The organism is Pseudomonas sp. 05N434 (assembly GCF_056396965.1).
Map to the genome: position 1 here is coordinate 1 of NZ_JBFTMK010000017.1, position 19311 is coordinate 19311.

Annotated in this window: 20 protein-coding genes; 17 read left to right on the forward strand and 3 right to left on the reverse strand. The window is 59.8% G+C overall.

What is annotated here, in order from left to right; genetic code table 11:
- The 4 genes from AC1DLB_RS02180 to AC1DLB_RS02195 form a co-directional block, all read left to right on the forward strand.
- Window positions 1-505 (forward strand): sulfate/molybdate ABC transporter ATP-binding protein (locus AC1DLB_RS02180; RefSeq protein WP_477784546.1); only part of this gene is annotated, 505 nt, incomplete at its 5' end.
- A gap of 270 nt (window positions 506-775) precedes the next feature.
- Complete coding sequence (locus AC1DLB_RS02185) at window positions 776-2146, forward strand: cytochrome C (RefSeq protein ID WP_477784547.1); 1371 nt, start codon at window positions 776-778, stop codon at window positions 2144-2146.
- Window positions 2136-2648, forward strand: coding sequence for a hypothetical protein (locus tag AC1DLB_RS02190; RefSeq protein WP_019581704.1), 513 nt, complete (start codon window positions 2136-2138; stop codon window positions 2646-2648). The genes AC1DLB_RS02185 and AC1DLB_RS02190 overlap by 11 nt, the downstream gene beginning before the upstream one ends.
- Window positions 2645-4855, forward strand: coding sequence for a GMC family oxidoreductase (locus AC1DLB_RS02195; protein WP_477744094.1), 2211 nt, complete (start codon window positions 2645-2647; stop codon window positions 4853-4855). Before AC1DLB_RS02190 ends, AC1DLB_RS02195 begins: the two co-directional genes overlap by 4 nt.
- Window positions 4856-4898: 43 nt before the next feature.
- On the opposite strand, the gene AC1DLB_RS02200 is transcribed toward AC1DLB_RS02195, so the two are convergent.
- On the reverse strand, window positions 4899-5417 hold the full coding sequence (locus AC1DLB_RS02200; protein WP_477744095.1) for an Mpo1 family 2-hydroxy fatty acid dioxygenase: 519 nt from the start codon (window positions 5415-5417) through the stop codon (window positions 4899-4901).
- A gap of 84 nt (window positions 5418-5501) precedes the next feature.
- On the opposite strand from AC1DLB_RS02200, the gene AC1DLB_RS02205 reads away from it, so the two are divergent.
- Together AC1DLB_RS02205 and AC1DLB_RS02210 are read left to right on the forward strand one after the other, a co-directional pair.
- Window positions 5502-6188, forward strand: coding sequence for a Crp/Fnr family transcriptional regulator (locus tag AC1DLB_RS02205; RefSeq protein ID WP_477744096.1), 687 nt, complete (start codon window positions 5502-5504; stop codon window positions 6186-6188).
- A gap of 86 nt (window positions 6189-6274) precedes the next feature.
- Window positions 6275-6640, forward strand: a complete 366-nt coding sequence (locus AC1DLB_RS02210; RefSeq protein WP_019581708.1) for a response regulator — start codon at window positions 6275-6277, stop codon at window positions 6638-6640.
- A 64-nt stretch (window positions 6641-6704) separates the two neighbouring features.
- Here AC1DLB_RS02210 and AC1DLB_RS02215 read toward each other — a convergent pair whose 3' ends face one another.
- Window positions 6705-7709, reverse strand: coding sequence for an AraC family transcriptional regulator (locus AC1DLB_RS02215; protein WP_019581709.1), 1005 nt, complete (start codon window positions 7707-7709; stop codon window positions 6705-6707).
- Between the two features lie 100 nt (window positions 7710-7809).
- Between AC1DLB_RS02215 and AC1DLB_RS02220 the strand changes: the two genes are divergently transcribed.
- The 8 genes from AC1DLB_RS02220 (at window position 7810) to AC1DLB_RS02255 (ending at window position 15310) form a co-directional block, all read left to right on the forward strand.
- Window positions 7810-8883: a fatty acid desaturase gene (locus AC1DLB_RS02220; protein WP_477744097.1), complete on the forward strand. Its 1074-nt coding sequence runs from the start codon at window positions 7810-7812 to the stop codon at window positions 8881-8883.
- Window positions 8884-9261: 378 nt separating this feature from the next.
- Window positions 9262-9843 (forward strand): alpha/beta hydrolase, encoded by a 582-nt coding sequence (locus tag AC1DLB_RS02225; protein WP_064615794.1) that lies wholly within the window; start codon window positions 9262-9264, stop codon window positions 9841-9843.
- Between the two features lie 62 nt (window positions 9844-9905).
- Window positions 9906-10838 carry a sigma 54-interacting transcriptional regulator gene (locus AC1DLB_RS02230; RefSeq protein ID WP_018929353.1) on the forward strand — a complete coding sequence of 311 codons (933 nt, stop codon included), beginning with the start codon at window positions 9906-9908 and terminating at the stop codon, window positions 10836-10838.
- 261 nt (window positions 10839-11099) lie between these two features.
- Entirely contained in the window at window positions 11100-11882 is a 783-nt protein-coding gene (locus tag AC1DLB_RS02235) for a MetQ/NlpA family ABC transporter substrate-binding protein (RefSeq protein ID WP_477784548.1), read from the forward strand.
- A gap of 465 nt (window positions 11883-12347) precedes the next feature.
- A complete protein-coding gene (locus tag AC1DLB_RS02240; protein WP_086944177.1) occupies window positions 12348-13013 on the forward strand; it encodes an amino acid ABC transporter permease in 666 nt (221 codons plus the stop codon).
- On the forward strand, window positions 12994-13653 hold the full coding sequence (locus AC1DLB_RS02245) for an amino acid ABC transporter permease (protein ID WP_018929350.1): 660 nt from the start codon (window positions 12994-12996) through the stop codon (window positions 13651-13653). Before AC1DLB_RS02240 ends, AC1DLB_RS02245 begins: the two co-directional genes overlap by 20 nt.
- Entirely contained in the window at window positions 13650-14432 is a 783-nt protein-coding gene (locus AC1DLB_RS02250) for an amino acid ABC transporter ATP-binding protein (protein WP_477744099.1), read from the forward strand. Before AC1DLB_RS02245 ends, AC1DLB_RS02250 begins: the two co-directional genes overlap by 4 nt.
- Complete coding sequence (locus AC1DLB_RS02255) at window positions 14429-15310, forward strand: transporter substrate-binding domain-containing protein (RefSeq protein WP_086944175.1); 882 nt, start codon at window positions 14429-14431, stop codon at window positions 15308-15310. The genes AC1DLB_RS02250 and AC1DLB_RS02255 overlap by 4 nt, the downstream gene beginning before the upstream one ends.
- A 79-nt stretch (window positions 15311-15389) precedes the next feature.
- On the opposite strand, the gene AC1DLB_RS02260 is transcribed toward AC1DLB_RS02255, so the two are convergent.
- Window positions 15390-16550, reverse strand: coding sequence for an AAA family ATPase (locus AC1DLB_RS02260; RefSeq protein WP_477744100.1), 1161 nt, complete (start codon window positions 16548-16550; stop codon window positions 15390-15392).
- Between the two features lie 302 nt (window positions 16551-16852).
- Here AC1DLB_RS02260 and AC1DLB_RS02265 point away from each other — a divergent pair, with 302 nt between their 5' ends.
- From AC1DLB_RS02265 to AC1DLB_RS02275, 3 genes are all read left to right on the forward strand, one after another.
- On the forward strand, window positions 16853-17956 hold the full coding sequence (locus tag AC1DLB_RS02265; protein WP_026286661.1) for an efflux RND transporter periplasmic adaptor subunit: 1104 nt from the start codon (window positions 16853-16855) through the stop codon (window positions 17954-17956).
- Window positions 17953-19020, forward strand: coding sequence for an efflux RND transporter periplasmic adaptor subunit (locus AC1DLB_RS02270; protein WP_477784549.1), 1068 nt, complete (start codon window positions 17953-17955; stop codon window positions 19018-19020). The genes AC1DLB_RS02265 and AC1DLB_RS02270 overlap by 4 nt, the downstream gene beginning before the upstream one ends.
- Window positions 19017-19311, forward strand: a 295-nt coding sequence (locus tag AC1DLB_RS02275; protein WP_477784550.1) for an efflux RND transporter permease subunit, incomplete at its 3' end; no start/stop codon positions are given. The genes AC1DLB_RS02270 and AC1DLB_RS02275, both read left to right, overlap by 4 nt.

Genomic DNA, 19311 nt, shown 5'->3' on the forward strand with positions numbered 1-19311 from the left:
GCCTTTTGGTGCACTCGATGCCAAGGTCCGTAAAGAATTGCGTCGCTGGCTCGCGCGGCTGCACGAGGACATCAACCTGACCTCGGTATTCGTGACCCACGACCAGGAAGAAGCGATGGAAGTTGCCGACCGGATCGTGGTGATGAACAAGGGGGTGATCGAGCAGATCGGTTCACCGGGCGACGTCTACGAAAATCCGGCCAGCGATTTCGTCTATCACTTCCTCGGCGATTCGAACCGTCTGCATTTGGGCGAAGACCGGCACGTACTGTTCCGTCCACACGAAGTGTCGCTGTCGCGGCATGAACTGGAAGACCACCACGCCGCTGAAGTGCGGGATATTCGTCCGTTGGGCGCCACCACGCGGGTGACGCTGAAGGTCGAAGGCCAGAGCGAGTTGATTGAAGCTGAAGTGGTGAAGGATCACGACAGCCTGGTTGGATTGACGAAGGGTGAGACGTTGTTCTTCAAACCCAAGGTCTGGCAGAAAGTCGCCAACATTTAAGGGCCAAAGCATCGCGAGCAGGCTCGTTCCAGCAGTGGATTGGTGTTGACCACAAACTCTGTCGGCAACCCAAAGTCCTTGCTCGCGATGGCGTCTCCAAGAACACCCCACCCAATCTGTAATAACACCAACTGACCTTGCTTCGATCGGTTCTACCCCCGTGATTTTTTTGCCTCAAACCCTACCTAGACTCTGACTTGCCAGGAGGCAGTGAGAGTCCATGACGGACCGGTGTTATCTCCTGGCGCCCTGATGCCAAGGAGATAAAGCATGAGAATGGAAGTCAGTCGGCATGGCCCGTTTGGCTGTGCCTTGTTGAGCGCTTTGTTGGGCTCGTCCGCCATTGCCGCCCCCTCACTGTCGCCGCAGATACCCTTTGATGTCACGGTTACCCAACCGGTTTCTCTGCCCAGCCTGCAGGCCGATTTCGATGACTTGTCGTGGCAGACCTTCATCGCCCTGAGCTGGCCGGCGCTGGACAATGGCGATCCAAATACCGGCACCCCCATCGGCAAGCAGGATGGGGCCACGGTGTGGGAAAGCTGGAAAGAGAGCTACCAGATATTCCGGGCCAAGGGCCAGACACCGCTGCCCTGGAATGCCCCGGCAACCCTCCCCGAAGCGTGCAAGTCGCTCAAGCCTGGTCGTCTCCTGCAGCAAATGGGGAAGGTGCCCGATGTGCTGAATGAGTTTATCCAGCCCTTCGAGAGTGGCCCGCTGGTGGATCAGAACGGCGTCTATACGCGCAACGAAATCGTGGTCAACCAATCGATGTTCGACGGGATCGTCAACAACGGGCTGTACAGCATCGAAGGCCAGCAGAAGTTTTTCGCAGCGAGCCCGAGCAACGCCGTGGCTTTCAGCTGTGGCTCGGCTGAGACGAAGCAGGTCGGTGCGGTGATGGTGAAGGCGTCGTGGAAAGTGCTTGGCCCCAATGATCGCCGACAGGATTTCCACACCGTCGATGCACTGGTCTATACACCGGGCAACAACGATCCGAGTCATGGGCCGATTGTCGAGGAGTCGTGTGTATCCGAGCCGGTCGGGCTGGTGGGGTTGCACATCGTTCATAAGACCGCCAATGCCGCGCAGTGGGTCTGGTCAACCTTTGAACATGTGAAAAACGTACCGGAGAAATCCACGCCTCCTGAGCAGCGGGTGGGCCCGTACCTGTTCTACAACGTCAACAGCAAGAGCGACGTCAACCAGCCTCCGCCACGGCCGTGGAACCCGGCAGTCAAGGCGACGCCCTCGCAGATCGAGCGTGACGCGCCGCTGACCGACGCCACCAAAAAGCTGAACACCACGTACCAGGCCCTGYTGCGAACGGTCAATCCGCAGAGCGTGTGGGCGAACTATCAATTGATCAGCACCCAGTGGCCGTCAGCCCCTCCACAGCCCAATTGCCAGATATCGGCGACCAACCCACTGGGCAGTCCCGCGCCCTTGTTCCTGGCCAACGCCACGCTGGAAACCTRTATCCAGGGCACCGTGCCCCAGGCGTCTTCCAGCTGCATGGCGTGTCACGGCAATGCGGCCACCCATGTCACCGAATCCCCGCGCACCAGCTTCGCGGATTTCACCTACCTGCTTGAACGCGCACAGTCCACGGGTGGACAAGGAGTCAGCCATGAGCAGTGATCTGCAAAACTTCATTGGCCTTTCATCGGCCCTCACCGGCATTCCCGCTGATCGACTGGCGCCGGCCATCGATCAGGTGGGCTTGCCGCCGATCTTTCTCGAGTTCATCACGCCGCGCATCACGCCTGATGTGCTCAACGCCTTGCTGACTCAGTACGCCACGATGGCGGCGGACCTTGAGCCTCCGGACCGGATCGCCCAGGCGGTGCTGATGGATGGGGCGCAACCGGCGACCACGCAAACCGCCCGAGCAGCGCGTTCAATCATGAAACTGTGGTTGTTGGGTGTCTGGTATCAGCCCTATGCCACCGGGAGCTACAAATCGACCGACTCGATGGTGGTGTCCGATCAGGCCTACATCAACAGCTGGGCCTGGAAAATTGCCCAGGCCCATCCCATGGGATACAGCGAGATGTTTTTCGGCTATTGGAACACCACGCCGCCGAGCCTTGAGGATTACACCGGGGTACCCGCCAGCGGACAGCAAGGAGCCTTGTCATGAGTACCGAACAAGCGGACGTAGTGATCGTTGGCGCGGGGCTGGCCGGCAGCATCATCGCTTATCAACTGGGCATGGCTGGGGTGGATGTGCTGGTGCTCGAATCAGGCCCGGAAATCCCGGCCAACCGTGCTCAATACCTGGAGCGCTTCTATACGTCCACGCTGAAAACCCCCGAGGCCCCGTACCCACCGGTGACGAGCCTGGACACGCCGCGTGATCCGGCCAACGAGAACGCCCCGCGTGCGACCATCGCCGATTTGATCCTGGGCTGGGACAAACCGGCGATCAGCTATCTGGTACAGAAAGGCCCGATGCCCTTCACCAGCACCTATGAACGGGTCGGCGGCGGCACCACCTGGCATTGGGTCGGGACATGTCTGCGCATGGTGCCGAACGATTTTCGCCTGAAATCAAAATACGGCGTCGGGGTGGACTGGCCTATCGGCTACGACGATCTGCAAAGTGCCTACTGCCGGGCCGAGGCGGAAATCGGCGTGGCGGCCAATGTCGCCGACCAGGCCTATCTGGGCATGACCTTTCCCGAAGGTTATTCATTCCCGATGCATAGCATTCCGTTGTCGCTGGTCGATGGCAGTTTTGTCACGGCCGTGACGGGGCAGATGTTCGACGGCTTGCCGCTGGTGGTCAGTCCGACGCCCGCCGGGCGCAATTCCCAACCTTACGCGGGGCGCCGGGTGTGTGCCGGCAACACCAACTGCACACCGATCTGTCCGATCCAGGCCAAGTACGATGCGACAGTGACAATGAACAAGGCCCTGGCCACCGGCAAGGTCAAGGTGTTGTACCGAACCGTGGCGAGCAAAGTGACCGTCGGGGCGGACAGCAATATCAACGGTATCGAATTCATTCAGTATCAGCTTGGCGACGGCCCGGTCACTGGAACCGGCGTCGCTATCGGGCAGCGTTATGTGATCGCCGCCCATGCCATCGAGACACCCAAGTTATTGCTCAACTCGGTCAGCGATGCCTGGCCCAAAGGTGTGGCCAACAGCAGTGGACAGGTGGGACGCAGCCTGGCCGATCACCCGATCTACCTGGCATGGGGGCTGATGCCTGAAGGCAAGGCGGTTTTTCCGTACCGGGGTCCTCTGTCCACGGCGGGCATCGAGAGTTTGCGTGACGGTGACTTTCGCACATCTCGAGCGGCGTGGCGCATCGAAATCGGTAACGAGGGCTGGAACTGGCCGGCCACCGATCCTTACACCACCGTGGCTGACTTCATCGACGGGGCGAATCACAGTCAAACCAACCCGCTACCGCCGGCCTTGAAACCACAGCAAGTGCTCTATGGGACAGCATTGGTTCAAAAGCTCAACGACTTGTTCATCCGTCAGTTCCGGATCGCGTTTCTGGTGGAGCAGGTCGAGGACGATCCCGATCACCCCACGTGTTACATCGTGCCGTCGACCGAGTACAAGGACCGGCTCGGCATTCCCCGGCCGGAAATTCACTATGACCTGTCCAAATACACCAAGGAGGGCTTCAAGCAGGCGAAGAAGTTGGCGACTCACATCATCACCGAACTGCTCGGCGCGGTGGAGCTGACGAAGCCTCTCACGCCCGGGACGTTCACCTATGACAATGAGCCCTACAGTTTCCAGGGCGCCGGACACCTGATGGGGACCTATCGCATGGGCGATGATCCAACCAAATCGGTCGTCGACAAATACCAGCGCAGTTGGGACCACAAGAACCTGTTCCTGGTGGGCGATGGTGTCTTCCCCAGCACCGGCACTTCGAACCCGAGCCTGACGATTGCTGCGTTGTCGTTCCAGGCCGGGGATACGCTGGCCAACGACCTGAAGGCTGCGACGGTGGAGGTTCTGGCCAATCTGCCCTGGCAGGGCACCGGTGTACAGATCAACGGTCTGGTTCCACGTCTGGCTCGTTGTGTCCTTGGCTTATGGTGCGCCAGCCCGGAGGGTAATTGGGTGGATGGAAAGGGCAATCCGAACTACATCGCCAAGTTCGGCTATACGCTGATGGGGGCCGCCGAAGGTGCTTTGATCGGCCGTGTTGGTGACTTTGGCATTCCCTTCCTGATCGGCGATCTGGCGCAGATTCCGGCCGGCCAGCAAGGCGAGCTGCAGTTGTGTATCAATGATGACCTGCTAGGCCTCTACGGTGCGGGTTTGAAGGACAACCTCGGTGCACTGACGGTTCGGGTCGAGTTCGGCACGCTGTGAAACCTGGAGCGGTAACGGTATCAATCCGTTACCGCTCTTTTTCTCAGGCGGCGGAGCGTTGATTGCGCAAGGCCACTGGCCCGGCGCGTTCTTCGATGGCTCGTTTCAGCTCGGTCCGAAGCCCCAGCAGGAAGCCTGCTTCCACCACCACAAACAACGGCCCGACAATCAACCCCGTCACATCATCGACAAACGCCGGTTTGCGCCCCTCGTAATGATGACCGACAAACTGTATCGCCCAGCCCACCACAAACATCCCGATGCCGGCGCCAAGCCAGACGAATGTGCTCTGCTGCGCAAGCATATGCCCCAGCCAGACCGACAGACCCAGCAATACCGTCATCAGCCCCCCCAGCCGCAGTTCCAGGCGCAGGTAAAACCACGCCGACATCAGTGACACCAGCACTGCCGGTGACAGCCAGCCCCCGGCCCATTGCGGACGCGACAGCAACACCGCGACCGCCACGACGATCAGGGGAATGCCCACGAAGTGGCTGGCGATATTGCGCGGATCACGGTGGTAGGCGGCGTATTGACTGAGATGGTCAACGAGGCTTTTCATTGTTATTCCTCCTGTAGGGTGATTGATGATGCCCCGGGTTCATCTCTCGCTCTGTCAGGCAGGCGACAATCTCCAGGAGTTTTCATGGACATGCAGGTTTGGCGTTCGCGCCTGATGACGGGGCAATGGTTCAGTCACTTGCCTGTTTCCTTACAGGATAGTCTGCTGGCAATCGCCAGGATTCGGCGGCTGTCACCGGGGCAACTGCTGTTCAAACGCGGTGATCCCCCGTGCGGGTTGTATGCGGTGCTTGAAGGTTCGGTGCGCATTGGCGCGGTGAATGAGCAGGGCAAGGAAGCGCTGCTAAGCCTGGTGGAACCGCCGCACTGGTTCGGCGAAATCTGCCTGTTCGATGGCCAGCCGCGAACCCATGATGCCTACGCCGTGGGCCAGTGCATTCTGTTGCACATCCCGCAAACAGCGCTGCTGGCATTGCTCGACGAACACCCGGTGTACTGGCAGCAACTGGCATTGCTGATGAGCCACAAACTGCGCCTGACCTTCATCAACCTCGAACAGCTGAGCCTGATGCCAGCCCCGGCGCGCCTGGCCCATCGCTTGCTGATGATCGCCGAGGGCTATGGTGAAATCGACCTGCCGCGCCGCGTTCTGCAACTGCCGCAAGAGCAATTGGCGTCGATGCTGTCGTTGTCGCGCCAGACCACCAACCAGATCCTCAAGGACTTGCAGGGGCAGGGGATTCTGAATCTCAGGTATGGCGAGATCGAGATTCTGGATGCGCGGCGGTTGCGGGCGTTGGCGGTGGTTTGATGTGCACTTGCAGGCGCTGTCGATTTTATTGATGGGCTTTGTCCACGAACGCGCCTAGCCTGTGAAGACGACAATCGAGGTGTGCCATGCGTGTGCTGTTAGTGGAAGACGAACCCGAGACCGCCAGCCTCCTGGCCAAAGGCCTGAGCGAAGCGAGTTATGCGGTGGATGTAGCGCTCAATGGCATGGACGGCCGGCGCTTCATCGAGTCTGGCGAATATGAATTGATCATCCTCGACGTGATGCTGCCGGGGCTCAACGGCTGGCAGTTGCTGCAGCAGATCCGCAAGCTCGGCGATACGCCGGTGCTATTGCTCACCACCACGGACGGCATCGAGGACCGGTTGCGCGGGTTGGAGCTGCATGAGGATGATTACCTGCTCAAGCCGTTTACCGTCAGCGAGCTGGTGAAGCGGGTGCGCAAGCTGTTGCGGCGGGATCGGGGGCGGTAGCGGTTTCAGTGGTGCTTGAGAAATTGCGATGGGGCCGGAAATCTCAACACGCCTTGGGAATCTATTACCGCAACCCATCCCGAAACTGCCCCGGCGTCATTCCCGTCCAGCGCTTGAACGCGCGGCTGAAGCTGCTGGTGTCGGCGAATCCCAATAGATAACTGACCTCGCTCAACGAGCATTGCGGGTCGCGCAGGTGCAGCAGCGCCAGGTTTTCCCGACTTTCGTTGAGCAGCGTATCGAACCGACAACCTTCGTCCGCCAGGTGTCGTTGCAGGCTGCGCAAGCTCAAGTGCAGTGCTTCGGCGATGCGATCGGCCGACGGTTCGCCCTCAGGCAGTTGCTCTTCAATGGCGTCGCGAACCTTGCGCTCCCAGGTCAGGGGCTTGAGTTGCGCCAGGGTGCGTTTGAGCACGGTCTCGTTGTGTTCGGCCAGTTCCGGGTTGGCGTCGTCCAGGTGGCTGTCGAAATCCACCAGGGCGAATTCCAGTCGGTCTTCCTCGGCGGCGAAATACACCGGCGAACGGAACACTTTGTGCCATTGATGCGGGTCGGCAGGTTCCGGACGGCGCAGATAAACCGCCAGCGGCGCGTAGTCGCGGCCCAGCCGGTTACGGCAGGTGCGCACGTAAATCGCCGCGAATGCGTCGATGGCTTCGAAGGCTGGCGCGGGGTTGCCTTGGGGGATTTTCAGGCGGAAGCGGTAGCGATCCTCGGCGCGGGTCAACTCCAGGTCCAGCGCATCGCTGACCACCTGGTGATAACGCACGATGCGCTCGAACACTTCCCGCAAGCTGCCGCTGGCCACCAACGCATACCCGAGCGCATGGAACGTGGTCGGGCTGACAAACCGCGACACCCGCAAGCCAATCGCCGGGTCGCCACTGACCTGCACCGCGATTTCCCACAGGCGTGTGGTGCCGGACAACGGGTAACGGGCGTTCGGGTCGTCCATCAACTGCGGATCGAGCCCCGCCTGTCGGCACAGGGCGGTGCTGTCGAGGCCCAGCGCATCGAGCTGCTTGCGCAGGGCGCGGGTCCAGCTGGCGAGGGAGGTCGGTTCAGTCATGTCGATTGGCGCGTCCGGTCAACAGGTTGGCGTTCACGGCTACCGCTGTGTGAAGCATCACAGGGCAGGATGCGAACATCAATAACCAAAGGATGGAAGCATGGACGGTACTTCTGCAAGTCCCCAGCGACTGAATGCAGCACAACGATCAGCGCATATTCGCCAGGTGGTATTGGCCAAGGGCGTCGAGTTGCGTCGGAGCTACCCGATTCTCAACCATCAGGACGCCTTGGGTGCGGGCATCCTGGCCTTCGCCCTGGCCGGGATGATCGGGTCGGCAGTGCTCTATATCAACGGATACATGGCCTGGTGGGCATGCCTGTTGGTCAACGCGTTCTTCGCCTCGTTGACCCATGAACTTGAGCATGACCTGATCCACAGCATGTATTTTCGCAAACAGCGGGTGCCGCATAACCTGATGATGGGCCTGGTGTGGCTGGCGCGGCCGAGCACCATCAATCCGTGGATCCGCCGCCATTTGCACCTCAACCACCACAAGGTGTCCGGCACTGAAGCCGACATGGAAGAGCGGGCGATCACCAACGGTGAGCGCTGGGGTTTTGCGCGGCTGTTGATGGTTGGCGACAACGTGATGTCGGCGCTTATCCGCATGCTGCGGGCCAAGACCTGGGCGCACAAGTTCAGCATCCTCAAGCGCTCCCTGAAAGTTTACGCACCGCTGGCGCTGATGCATTGGGGGGCGTGGTATGTGTTCCTCGGTTTTCACGCCGCCAACGGCATCGCGCATCTATCGGGGGCGCCCATCGAATGGTCGGCGACGACATTGGCGGTGATGCAAGTGATCGACATCGCTGTCGTGGTGATCATCGGTCCGAACGTGTTGCGCACGTTCTGCCTGCATTTTGTCAGCTCGAACATGCACTACTACGGTGACGTCGAGCCGGGGAATGTGATTCAGCAGACTCAGGTCTTGAACCCTTGGTGGCTGTGGCCGTTGCAGGCGTTCTGCTTCAACTTCGGCAGCAGCCACGGGATCCATCATTTTGTGGTGAAGGAGCCGTTTTACATCCGCCAGATGACGGTGCCGGTGGCGCATGAGGTGATGCGTGAGATGGGGGTTCGGTTCAATGATTTCGGGACGTTTGCACGGGCGAACCGATTTGCGCACAAGGCGACCACAGAACCCCGTCAAGTGCATGCCGCTCAGGTTTGAGCAAGGCACCCGGAAACTCAAAGGCGAAAAACGCTCGTCATCAATTTGACCCAAAGGGACGCTAAGTTGTGACGCAAGCAGCGAGGGGTCGGCGATTGCCGAAGATGATTCGTATATGTGATTTAGGTCTAATAAAGTAATTAAATATTCCTTTATTGGATAACCGATTTCGCCAATCATCGGCTTCAGGATTGTTGATCAGCGCAAACAGATTTTGAGTTTCCGGGGCCGTCTCCTTGGCAGGGTGCGGCCCCTTTTTTATTTTGGATAAACGCATATTCGATATTGGTCTTAATAAATAGCTTCTTATTCCTTAGCGAATATAACTCTCCTCCCTATACTCGATCAGGAACAGACACACAGCAGGAGAGCTCCCCCATGCGCAACGAATCAATTCGCTACCTGATTGTGCCGGGCTGGCAAGGATCGCCAGAAGATCATTGGCAAACCCACTGGCAGAACAGTCTGCCAAACAGCGCGCGGGTGGAGCAGGCCGACTGGCTGACGCCTCGTCGTGAAGACTGGGTCGCAGCGTTGGCCGAGGCGATTGCCGCCGACAGCACGCCTGTGATCCTGATCGCCCATAGCCTGGGTTGCATCACCGTTGCCCATTGGGCAGCCACCGCGCCGCTGCAATTTTTGCGTCAAGTGCGCGGCGCCTTGCTGGTCGCGCCGGCGGACGTCGAGCGCCCGGCCTGCGCGCCGGCCCTACGCAACTTTGCGCCGATCCCGACCCATTTATTGCCGTTCCCGAGCCAGGTCGTCAGCTCTGACAACGACGCCGCCGTGAGCGCGCCACGCGCGCTTGAACTGGCGCGTCAGTGGGGCGCCGAGGCGGGGATTTTATCGGGGGCCGGGCACATCAACGTGAAGTCCGGTCACCGGCGCTGGGAGCAGGGTTTTGCCTACCTTTATCGGCTGCAGAACCGCATGGAGCAGCACGCCCTGCGCCGCGCTTGAACCTCATTCTTTTTCTTTAAAAATCGCCCCCGTCTCCCGGCGGTTTTGGGCGGGAGTCTGCCATGAGTTTGCATGAAACCTTCGGTCAGCCATTGCTGACCTTTCCCGATGCGGAGAAAAGCCCGCTGAGCATCCGTGCCAAGGCGCTGGTGTTTGTCGATCCGCGTTCCCGGCAGTTGCGCCAGGAGCTGGAACAGCTGGCGCCACGTTCGATCTCAGTGTTGATTCGCGGTGAAACCGGCAGCGGTAAAGAACTGCTGGCGCGGCACATCCATCGCGCCAGTGATCGTGGCGGGTTGTTCGTGTCCGTCAATTGCGGCGCGATCAGCCCGACTTACGCCGATGCTGAACTGTTCGGCTATGCCGCCGGCAGTTACAGCGGTTCGGCCAGCAGTCGTGCCGGCTGGTTCGGCTCGGCCAACGGCGGCACCTTGTACCTGGACGAGATCGGCGACCTGCCGCTGCCGATCCAGATCAAGTTGCTCGCAGCCCTGGAAAACCACGAAGTCACCCGCGTCGGTGCGCACCAGCCGAGCCCGGTGGACGTGCGTCTGGTGGCGGCCACCAGCATCGATCTGGCCCAGGCAGTGGCGGCCGGAAAATTCCATGAGCGGCTTTATCACTACCTCAGCGAGGGCCAGCTCGAACTGCCGGCCTTGCGTGAGCGGGTGGGCGATATTTTATCGCTGGCCGAATACTTCCTCGGCATCTACAGCCAGCGCCTCGACCTGCCGGTGCCACTGATCAGCGAAGCGGCGCAGCATCTGCTGGAGCAACACAGTTGGCCGGGCAACACCCGAGAGCTGGAGAACGTCATTCACTTTGCGCTGCTGGTGAGTACGGGCGATGAGATTTTGCCGGAGCATTTGAATCTGCCCGAGGCGCCTGCATCGTTGCTACAGATCGAGCAGCAACTGAAAAAAATCCTCGGCAGCGGCTCCGCCGCCGAAAAAGAGGCCTTGAAAGACCTGCTCAAAGCGACGGGGCTTCTGTAGGAGCGAAGCTTGCTCGCGAATCAGACAACTCGGTCTGTCTGGAGGACGGCTTAGTGGGCAAGTCGCGCTCCTGCAGGGTCGTGCATGGATTTATGGAAGGGGGGCTGTATGAACAAAATGGAATATGAAAGTGAATAAAAGATATTGTTCGGGAATAAAAAATCCCGGTATCGTCCGCGTCACGCCAGCGATAGCACTTCACTGGCACCTAAACATTTAGCCGTCGTCGATGACGACCGTGATTTTCGATAAGGACACTGCATGAAAAAGGTTCTGTTGTTCACCGCATTGGCGGCTGYCCTGACCGCGGGCCAGGCCCAGGCTGGCGAGAAACTGGTGGTTGCGGCGACGCCGATTCCACATGCCGAGATTCTTGAACTGATCAAGCCTACCCTCGCCAAAGAAGGCGTGGACCTGGAAATCAAAGTCTTCACCGACTACGTTCAGCCGAACGTGCAGGTCGATCAGAAGCGTCTGGACGCCAACTACTTCCAGACCCTGCCGTACCTGAAAAGCTTCAACGAAGGCAAAGGCACGAACCTGGTGACTGTGATCGGCGTGCACGTCGAACCGTTCGGCGGCTACTCGAAGAAAGTCAAAACCCTGGCTGAGCTGAAGGACGGCGCAACCATCGCCATCCCGAACGAAGGCAGCAACAGCGGCCGTGCCCTGATCCTGCTGCAGAAGGCTGGCCTGATCGAGTTGAAAGACCCGAAAAACGCTTTGGCCACCCCGAAAGACATCGCCAAGAACCCGCACAAYTTCAAGTTCAAGGAACTGGAATCGGCSATGCTGCCGCGTGTKCTGGAYCAGGTCGAYCTGGACATGATCAACACCAACTACGCGCTGGAMGCGGGYYTSAACCCGGCTAAAGACGCRCTGGTGATCGAAGGTGCCGATTCGCCTTACGTGAACTTCCTGGTGGCACGTCCGGACAACAAGGACAGCGTTGCCATCCAGAAACTGGCCAAGGCCCTGACCAGCCCGGAAGTGAAGGCGTTCATCGACAAGAAATACAGCGGCGCGGTACTGCCGGCGTTCTGATTGATTGCAGTCTCGAACCCTTCAAGGTTTCAAACGCCGATGGCTACTATAGCGTCGGCGTTTTTTATTGCGCCAAGATCAAAAGATTTCAGGCCACCCGCGTCTTCAACGCCCTGCGCAGCGCCACCAGCAATTTCACGATGTCCTGCGGATCCAGCCGCGGCGTCACTTTTACGTCAGCCATGTTCTCTTCCTTGTGATGGTTCGGCCGGGGGAGTCTGGCCAAAAGCTGCACGTCCTTGGAGGGGCATTTTGAAAAAAAGATCCCTCCTACAGCGCAAAGGAAAATAACCGTCCCCCGCTGCCGTCGCAAATCCGCAGAATAGTTTTTTGCGTGATATCAATATGCTTTAACGGTATTTAAATTCCTCTTTTTATACCTTTAAAGTTGGCGCCTGCCGGGTGGTTATCCACTGCCCATGGACTGCGCCATCGTCGCTTACCGAGCGGCGTACAGGATGTTCAATGACCATCGATTACGCATTTATCCTCAGCACCCTGCCGGCGTTTCTCAAAGCCGTTGGCGTGACGCTGCAGGTCGGCTTCATCGCCATCGGCACTTCGTTGCTGGTGGCGCTGATCAACGCGACGATTCTGGTGTTTCGCACGCCTTACCTGCAGCGCCTGGTCGGGCTGTATGTGGAGTTGGCGCGTAACACGCCATTGCTGATCCAGTTGTTCTTCGTCTACTTCGCCTTGCCGGCCCTGGGCATCAAAGTCTCGGGCTTCGCCGCAGCGATCATCACCATGACCTTTCTCGGCGGAGCCTACCTCACCGAAGTCCTGCGCGCCGGCGTGGATGCCGTGCCCCAGGCGCAACTTGAGTCCGGTCGTTCAATAGGCTTGTCCCACGGGCAATTGCTGCGCTACGTGATCTTGCCGCAGGCCGGCATCCTCAGCCTGCCGTCGCTGTTCGCCAATTTCATATTCCTGCTCAAGGAAACCACGGTGGTCTCGGCGGTGGCGGTGCCGGAGATTCTCTACACCACCAAGAGCTACATCGCGCTCTATTACAAAACCTACGAAATGCTCGCCGTGCTGACGTTGATCTGCGTGCTGTTGTTTTTGCCGTTGTCGCTGCTGCTCAGCCGTCTGGAAAGGAGGCTCCAGCATGGCCAGTTCGGGTCTTGAGTTGCTCATGGTGTCGTTGCCGCAATTGGGCAAGGGCGCTGCACAAACCTTGTCGATTTCATTCCTGAGCATCGCCTTCAGCACCGTCGGCGGGGTGCTCTACGGCGTGTTGCGCACGCTGAATTCGACATGGCTCAACGCAATGCTGCGGGTTTATCTGGAATTGTTCCGGGCGATCCCGGTGCTGGTCTGGTTGTATTTGTTGTTCTTCGGCCTGCCGATTTTTTTCGGCCTGAGCATTCCGAGCTTCTGGTGCGCGGTGCTGGTGCTGTCGCTGTGGGGCGCCAGCGAAGTCGGGGAAGTGGTGCGCGGCGCCTTGCATTCGTTACCGCGCGGCCAGCGAGAAGCGGGATTGTCGATTGGCTTGAACGGCCCGCAACTCTATGGCTACGTGCTGCTGCCCCAGGCGCTGAAACGCATGACGCCGCCRACCATCAACGTCTACACGCGGATCATCAAGACCAGCTCTCTGGCGGTGCTGATCGGCGTGGTGGACGTGATCAAGGTCGGCCAGCAGATCATCGAGCGCACCTACGAATCGGTACTGATCTACGGCGCGCTGTTTCTGTTTTTCTTTTTCATCTGCTACCCGCTGTCAGCCGCTTCCCGCGTGCTGGAGCGGCGCTGGACGCAAGCATGAGCGCATTGATCGAGTTCAAGGGTTTCAACAAGTTTTTCGGCGAGCAGCAGGTGCTCAACGGCATCGACCTGAAGGTGAGAACGGGCGAAGTGATCGTCATCCTCGGCCCCAGCGGCTGTGGCAAAAGCACCTTGCTGCGCTGCCTCAACGGCCTGGAAGTCGCTCACAGCGGCAGCTTGAATTTTGCCGGGCGTGAGTTGCTGGACAAGGGCACCGACTGGCGCGAAGTGCGTCAGCAGATCGGCATGGTATTCCAGAGTTATCACCTGTTTCCGCACATGAGCGTGCTCGATAACGTGCTGCTTGGCCCGGTGAAAGTGCAGAAGCGCGACCGCCGCGAAGCCCGTGCCCAGGCCGAAGCCTTGCTGGAGCGCGTAGGCCTGTTGGACAAGCGCGACGCGTTCCCGCGTCAGCTCTCCGGTGGTCAGCAGCAACGCATCGCCATCGTCCGTTCGCTGTGCATGAACCCCCAAGTCATGCTCTTTGACGAAGTCACCGCCGCCCTCGACCCGGAGATGGTCAAGGAGGTACTCGAAGTGATTCAGGGGCTGGCCCGCGAGGGCATGACCCTGCTGATTGTCACCCACGAAATGGCCTTCGCCCGCGCCGTGGCCGACCGCATCGTGTTCATGGACGCTGGGAGCATCCTTGAGCAACAACCCCCCGAGATTTTCTTTACGAACCCGCAAACCGCACGAGCGCAGCAGTTCCTGGAGAAGTTCTCCTTCGTCGCCGCACTACCCAAAACGACTCAAATAAAGGAATTGGAACTGCCATGAAAACTGCCAAGTCTTCTCTGCTGCTACTCCCGCTGTTCGGCCTGGCGCTGCTGGCCGGTTGCAACAAAACCGAAGAGCCGGCCAAGCCGAAAGTCGCCAGCGTCAGCAGCGCACCGGCCGGTTACCTGGAAAAGATCAAAGCCCGGGACAAGCTGATTGTCGGCGTGTTCACCGACAAACCGCCGTTCGGTTTTGTCGATGAAGCCGGGCGCTACGTGGGGTTCGATACCGACATTGGCCGCCAATTCGCCAAGGATCTGTTGGGCGATGAAAACAAAGTCGAGTTCGTGGCGGTGGAGCCGGCGAGCCGGATTCCATTCCTGCAAAGCGACAAGGTCGACCTGATCCTGGCCAACATGACCGTCACCCCGGAGCGCAAGGAAGCGGTGGACTTCACCAACCCGAACCTCAAGGTGGCGGTGCAGGCGCTGGTGCCGCAGGCCAGTTCAGTGAAGAACCTTGATGACCTGGCGACCCGCACGACTATCGTGACCACGGGCACCACAGCCGATGTCTGGCTGACCAAAAATCACCCGGACTGGAAACTGCTGAAGTTCGAGAAAAACTCCGAGTCCCTGCAAGCCCTGGCCAATGGTCGCGGCGACGCTTATGCGCAGGACAATCTGGTGCTGTTCAGCTGGGCCAAACAAAACCCGGGCTACCGTGTACTGGAGCAGAAGTTGGGCGCCGAAGCACCGATCGCCCCGGCGGTGAAGAAGGGCAACATCGAACTGCGTGATTGGGTGAATGCGGAGTTGGCGAAGCTGGGTGAGGATAAGTTTTTGCTCAAGCTGTACGACCAGTATGTGCGTAAAGAGCTGAGCGACGACACCAGGCCTGAGAGCGTGATTGTCGAGGGTGGGAAGTGGCAGGGGTGATTGGCTTCAGCTGATCGTTCCCACCTGTGGTGAGGGAGCTTGTTCCCTCGCCACAGAGCGAGGGAACGATCAGTGTGTCTCAGTCGGGCCAATACCACACCGGCTCATCCAGCATCCGCTGCCCGACCATCCCGGTCTGGCCGAAATCTTTCTCCAGCACAATGCAATTGCATTCCGGGTCTTGCTGCAATGCCGAGATCAAGCGCCGCGCATGGGACACCACCCACACCTGGCACTGTTCGGACGCTCGAATAATCAACCGCGCCAACGCCGGCAACAAGTCCGGATGCAGACTGGTTTCCGGCTCATTCAGCACCATCAGCGTCGGCGGCCGGGGTGTCAGCAATGCCGCGACCAGCAACAGATAGCGCAACGTCCCGTCCGACAACTCGGCGGCGGACAGTGGCCGCAACAACCCTTCCTGATAAAACTCGATTGCAAATCGGCCACCTTGCAGCAGTGCGATGTTCAGCGTCGCGCCGGGGAACGCATCGCTGATCGCCGCCTGCAAGGCTTCGGGATCGCCGATTTCGCGGATGGTCTGTAATGCCGCCGCGAGGTCGCGACCGTCGTGGTGCAACACCGGCGTGCGAGTGCCCAGTTGTGGTTGTCGCGCCGGAGCTTCGGCATCGCTGCGAAAGTGATCGTAGAAGCGCCAGCGGCGGATGAATTCACGCAGCTGCAAGACTTCCGGCGAGGTACGCAAGCTACCAACCTGATCGAACAGGCTGTCGAAATTCGGCGTGTGCTGGGACAGCACCTCCCAGCCGCGTCCGGCCCGTGTGCGAATCATCGGGCCGTCGCGATCCACCAGCAGGCTGGCCGGGCGATAGAACGGCCCGGACCAGATGCATTCCCTTTTGATTTCCGGGTCCAGAGAAAACGCGGAAAGACTCGGTTCCGCAAGGCCCAGCGCGATCGAGTAGCTGAAGTCTTCGCCGGCAAACCCCAGGCGCAGGCGCTTGACGCCGTGTCGCATGGTTGCCTGGACCGGGATTTCACCAGCGCGCATGCGCTGGGTGATGGTTTCCGGCCCGGCCCAGAAGGTCGAATCCAGCCCACCCTCGCGTGCCAAGCCATTGACCACTCCACCCTGAGCAGTTTCCGCCAGCAGACGCAAGGCGCGGTAGAGATTGGATTTACCGCTGCCGTTGGGGCCGGTGATCAGGTTCAGCCGTTCGAGCGGAATCACCAATTTATTGATCGAGCGGTAGTTGGCCACCGCGAGGGTTTTGAGCATGGGGAGCTTCCTGCTGCAGGGTCCGCCAGTTTGTCTTATCGTCGGCGACTGTGATCGTCTGTGACGAGGGAGCTTGCTCTTGCTGGGCTACGAAGCGGCTCAAAAAAGTTAAACGAGGTGTGTCAGGCAAAACGAGATAGCAGGTTTGCGTCTGTTGCGCAGCCGAGCGGGAGCAAGCTCCCTCGCCACAGGATAGTCCCCAGGCCATAAGGTACGTAGCAAACCCGTGCACCTGTTGAACCCTGTTCTAAGCTCACAGTCGTATCGTCACTGGCACGTACGTACAACGCAAAGGAGTCTGCATGGCGGGTCCCGGATTGAAATTAATGGTTGGCCTGAGCCTCTTCGCCTTGCTGACCGCCTGTGGCGAAAAAAAGCCCGTCGAGAAGGACCGTCCGCGAGTCTTCGTGCAAGAGGTCAAGCCAACCGATTACGCCGCTGCGGTGACACTCACCGGTGATGTTCAGGCCCGAGTCCAGACCGAGTTGTCGTTCCGCGTGGGCGGCAAGATCATCCAGCGCATGGTCGATGTCGGTGACCGGGTGTCGGCCAAACAAGTGCTGGCCAGGCTTGACCCCAAAGACCTGCAAACCAATGTCGATTCGGCCCAGGCCCAGGTGGTTGCCGAGCAGGCGCGGGTCAAACAGACTGCCGCCGCCTTCGTTCGCCAGCAAAAACTCCTGCCCAAGGGCTACACCAGCCAGAGTGAATACGACTCCGCCCAAGCGGCCTTGCGCAGCAGCCAGAGCGCATTGAGCGCGGCTCAAGCGCAATTGGCCAACGCCCGCGATCAACTGAGCTACACCGCGTTGATTGCCGATGCGCCAGGCGTGATTACTGCGCGCCAGGCCGAAGTCGGCCAGGTGGTGCAGGCCACGGTGCCGATTTTCAGCCTGGCCCGGGATGGCGAGCGTGACGCGGTGTTCAATGTTTACGAATCGCTACTGACCGAACCGCCGTCAGACCGATCGATTGTGGTCAGCCTGCTCGACAATCCGAAAATCAAGACCACGGGCACCGTTCGGGAGGTCACGCCAGCGGTGTCCGCGCAGACCGGCACGGTGCAAGTCAAAGTCAGCCTCGACGGTCTCCCTGAAGGCATGCAGCTCGGCTCGGTGGTGAGCGCCACGGCCAAGCCAGTGGGTAAAACCGCAGTGGAACTGCCCTGGGCGGCCCTGACCAAAAACCTCAGCGACCCGGCCGTGTGGCTGGTGGACGCCGAGGGCAAGGCGCAGTTGCACACGGTCACCGTTGGCCGTTACCTGACCGGCAAAGTCATTGTCAGCGCCGGCCTCACCGGTGGCGAAAAAGTCGTCACCGCGGGCGGCCAGTTGCTGCACCCGGGCGTACGGGTGGAGGTCGTCGAAAATACCGATCAGACCCCAACCACAGGAGCCCAACCATGAAGCACCTGTTGCTGTTGTCCGCCGCTGTACTTCTGGTCGCCTGTTCCAAGGAAGAAGCGCCGCCAGAACCGGTGCGGCCGGTGTTGTCTGTGGAAGTGAAAGCGCTCCATCAAGAGGATCTCGGCCGGTTCGCCGGCAGCATTCAGGCCCGTTACGAAAGCAATGTCGGTTTCCGGGTGCCGGGGCGTATCGCCAGCCGCAATGTCGATGTCGGCGCCGAAGTCCAGAAAGGCGCCTTGCTCGCCACCCTCGACCCCACCGATCAGCAGAACCAGTTGCGCTCGGCCCAGGGTGACCTGGCGCGTGTTCAGGCGCAGCTCATCAACGCCCAGGCCAACGCCCGGCGTCAGCAGGAACTGTTCAATCGCGGGGTCGGCGCTCAGGCACAACTGGACATCGCCCAGACCGAACTGAAAACCACCCAGGCGTCCCTCGATCAAGCCAGGGCCGCCGTCAACCAGGCGAAGGACCAACTCAACTACGTCGAGCTGCGCACCGATCACAAAGCCATTGTCACCGCGTGGAATGCCGAAGCCGGGCAAGTGGTGACCGCCGGCCAGCAAGTGGTGACCCTGGCGCAGCCGGACATCAAGGAAGCGGTGATCGACTTGCCCGACACCCTGGTCGATGATTTGCCGGCCGACGTGGTGTTCCAGGTCGCCTCGCAACTGGACCCGAGCATCACCAGCACCGCCATCGTGCGCGAAATCGAACCCCAGGCCCAAAGCGCGACCCGTACCCGTYGTGCCCGCCTGAGCCTGACTGATACGCCACCGGGTTTTCACCTCGGCACGGCGATCAGCGTGACCCTCAGCTCTGAAATCAAACCACGCCTCGAACTGCCGGCGAGCGCATTGCAGGAGGTCGATGGGAAAACACGGATCTGGGTCGTCGATCCACAGACGCAAACCGTTGCCCCAAGGGAGGTCAGCCTGGTCAGCCGGACCGACGACACAGTGGTCGTGGCCAACGGTGTGAAATCCGGCGAGCGGGTGGTCAGTGCCGGTGTGAATAGCCTCAAACCGGGGCAGAAAGTGAGAATTGACGAGGGCAGCCCGCAATGAAAGGGAGTTTCAACTTATCCGAGTGGGCCCTCAAGCATCAGTCGTTTGTATGGTATTTGATGTTCGTCGCGCTGTTGATGGGCGTGTTCTCCTACCTGAACCTGGGCCGCGAAGAAGACCCGTCGTTCACCATCAAAACCATGGTGATCCAGACCCGCTGGCCCGGCGCGACCCAGGAAGAAACCCTCAAGCAGGTCACTGACCGGATCGAGAAAAAACTCGAAGAACTCGACTCGCTCGATTACGTGAAAAGCTACACCCGCCCCGGTGAATCGACGGTCTTCGTTAATC

Excerpts from the sequence above, each read along its gene's own strand:
- AC1DLB_RS02260 (WP_477744100.1), bottom strand. The coding sequence starts at position 16,550 with ATGCTCAAAACCCTCGCGGTGGCCAACTACCGCTCGATCAATAAATTG.
- AC1DLB_RS02210 (WP_019581708.1), top strand. The coding sequence starts at position 6,275 with ATGCGTGTGCTGTTAGTGGAAGACGAACCCGAGACCGCCAGCCTCCTG.
- AC1DLB_RS02240 (WP_086944177.1), top strand. The coding sequence starts at position 12,348 with ATGACCATCGATTACGCATTTATCCTCAGCACCCTGCCGGCGTTTCTC.
- AC1DLB_RS02195 (WP_477744094.1), top strand. The coding sequence starts at position 2,645 with ATGAGTACCGAACAAGCGGACGTAGTGATCGTTGGCGCGGGGCTGGCC.
- AC1DLB_RS02220 (WP_477744097.1), top strand. The coding sequence starts at position 7,810 with ATGGACGGTACTTCTGCAAGTCCCCAGCGACTGAATGCAGCACAACGA.
- AC1DLB_RS02265 (WP_026286661.1), top strand. The coding sequence starts at position 16,853 with ATGGCGGGTCCCGGATTGAAATTAATGGTTGGCCTGAGCCTCTTCGCC.
- AC1DLB_RS02230 (WP_018929353.1), top strand. The coding sequence starts at position 9,906 with ATGAGTTTGCATGAAACCTTCGGTCAGCCATTGCTGACCTTTCCCGAT.
- AC1DLB_RS02225 (WP_064615794.1), top strand. The coding sequence starts at position 9,262 with ATGCGCAACGAATCAATTCGCTACCTGATTGTGCCGGGCTGGCAAGGA.
- AC1DLB_RS02190 (WP_019581704.1), top strand. The coding sequence starts at position 2,136 with ATGAGCAGTGATCTGCAAAACTTCATTGGCCTTTCATCGGCCCTCACC.
- AC1DLB_RS02215 (WP_019581709.1), bottom strand. The coding sequence starts at position 7,709 with ATGACTGAACCGACCTCCCTCGCCAGCTGGACCCGCGCCCTGCGCAAG.
- AC1DLB_RS02255 (WP_086944175.1), top strand. The coding sequence starts at position 14,429 with ATGAAAACTGCCAAGTCTTCTCTGCTGCTACTCCCGCTGTTCGGCCTG.
- AC1DLB_RS02205 (WP_477744096.1), top strand. The coding sequence starts at position 5,502 with ATGGACATGCAGGTTTGGCGTTCGCGCCTGATGACGGGGCAATGGTTC.
- AC1DLB_RS02250 (WP_477744099.1), top strand. The coding sequence starts at position 13,650 with ATGAGCGCATTGATCGAGTTCAAGGGTTTCAACAAGTTTTTCGGCGAG.
- AC1DLB_RS02200 (WP_477744095.1), bottom strand. The coding sequence starts at position 5,417 with ATGAAAAGCCTCGTTGACCATCTCAGTCAATACGCCGCCTACCACCGT.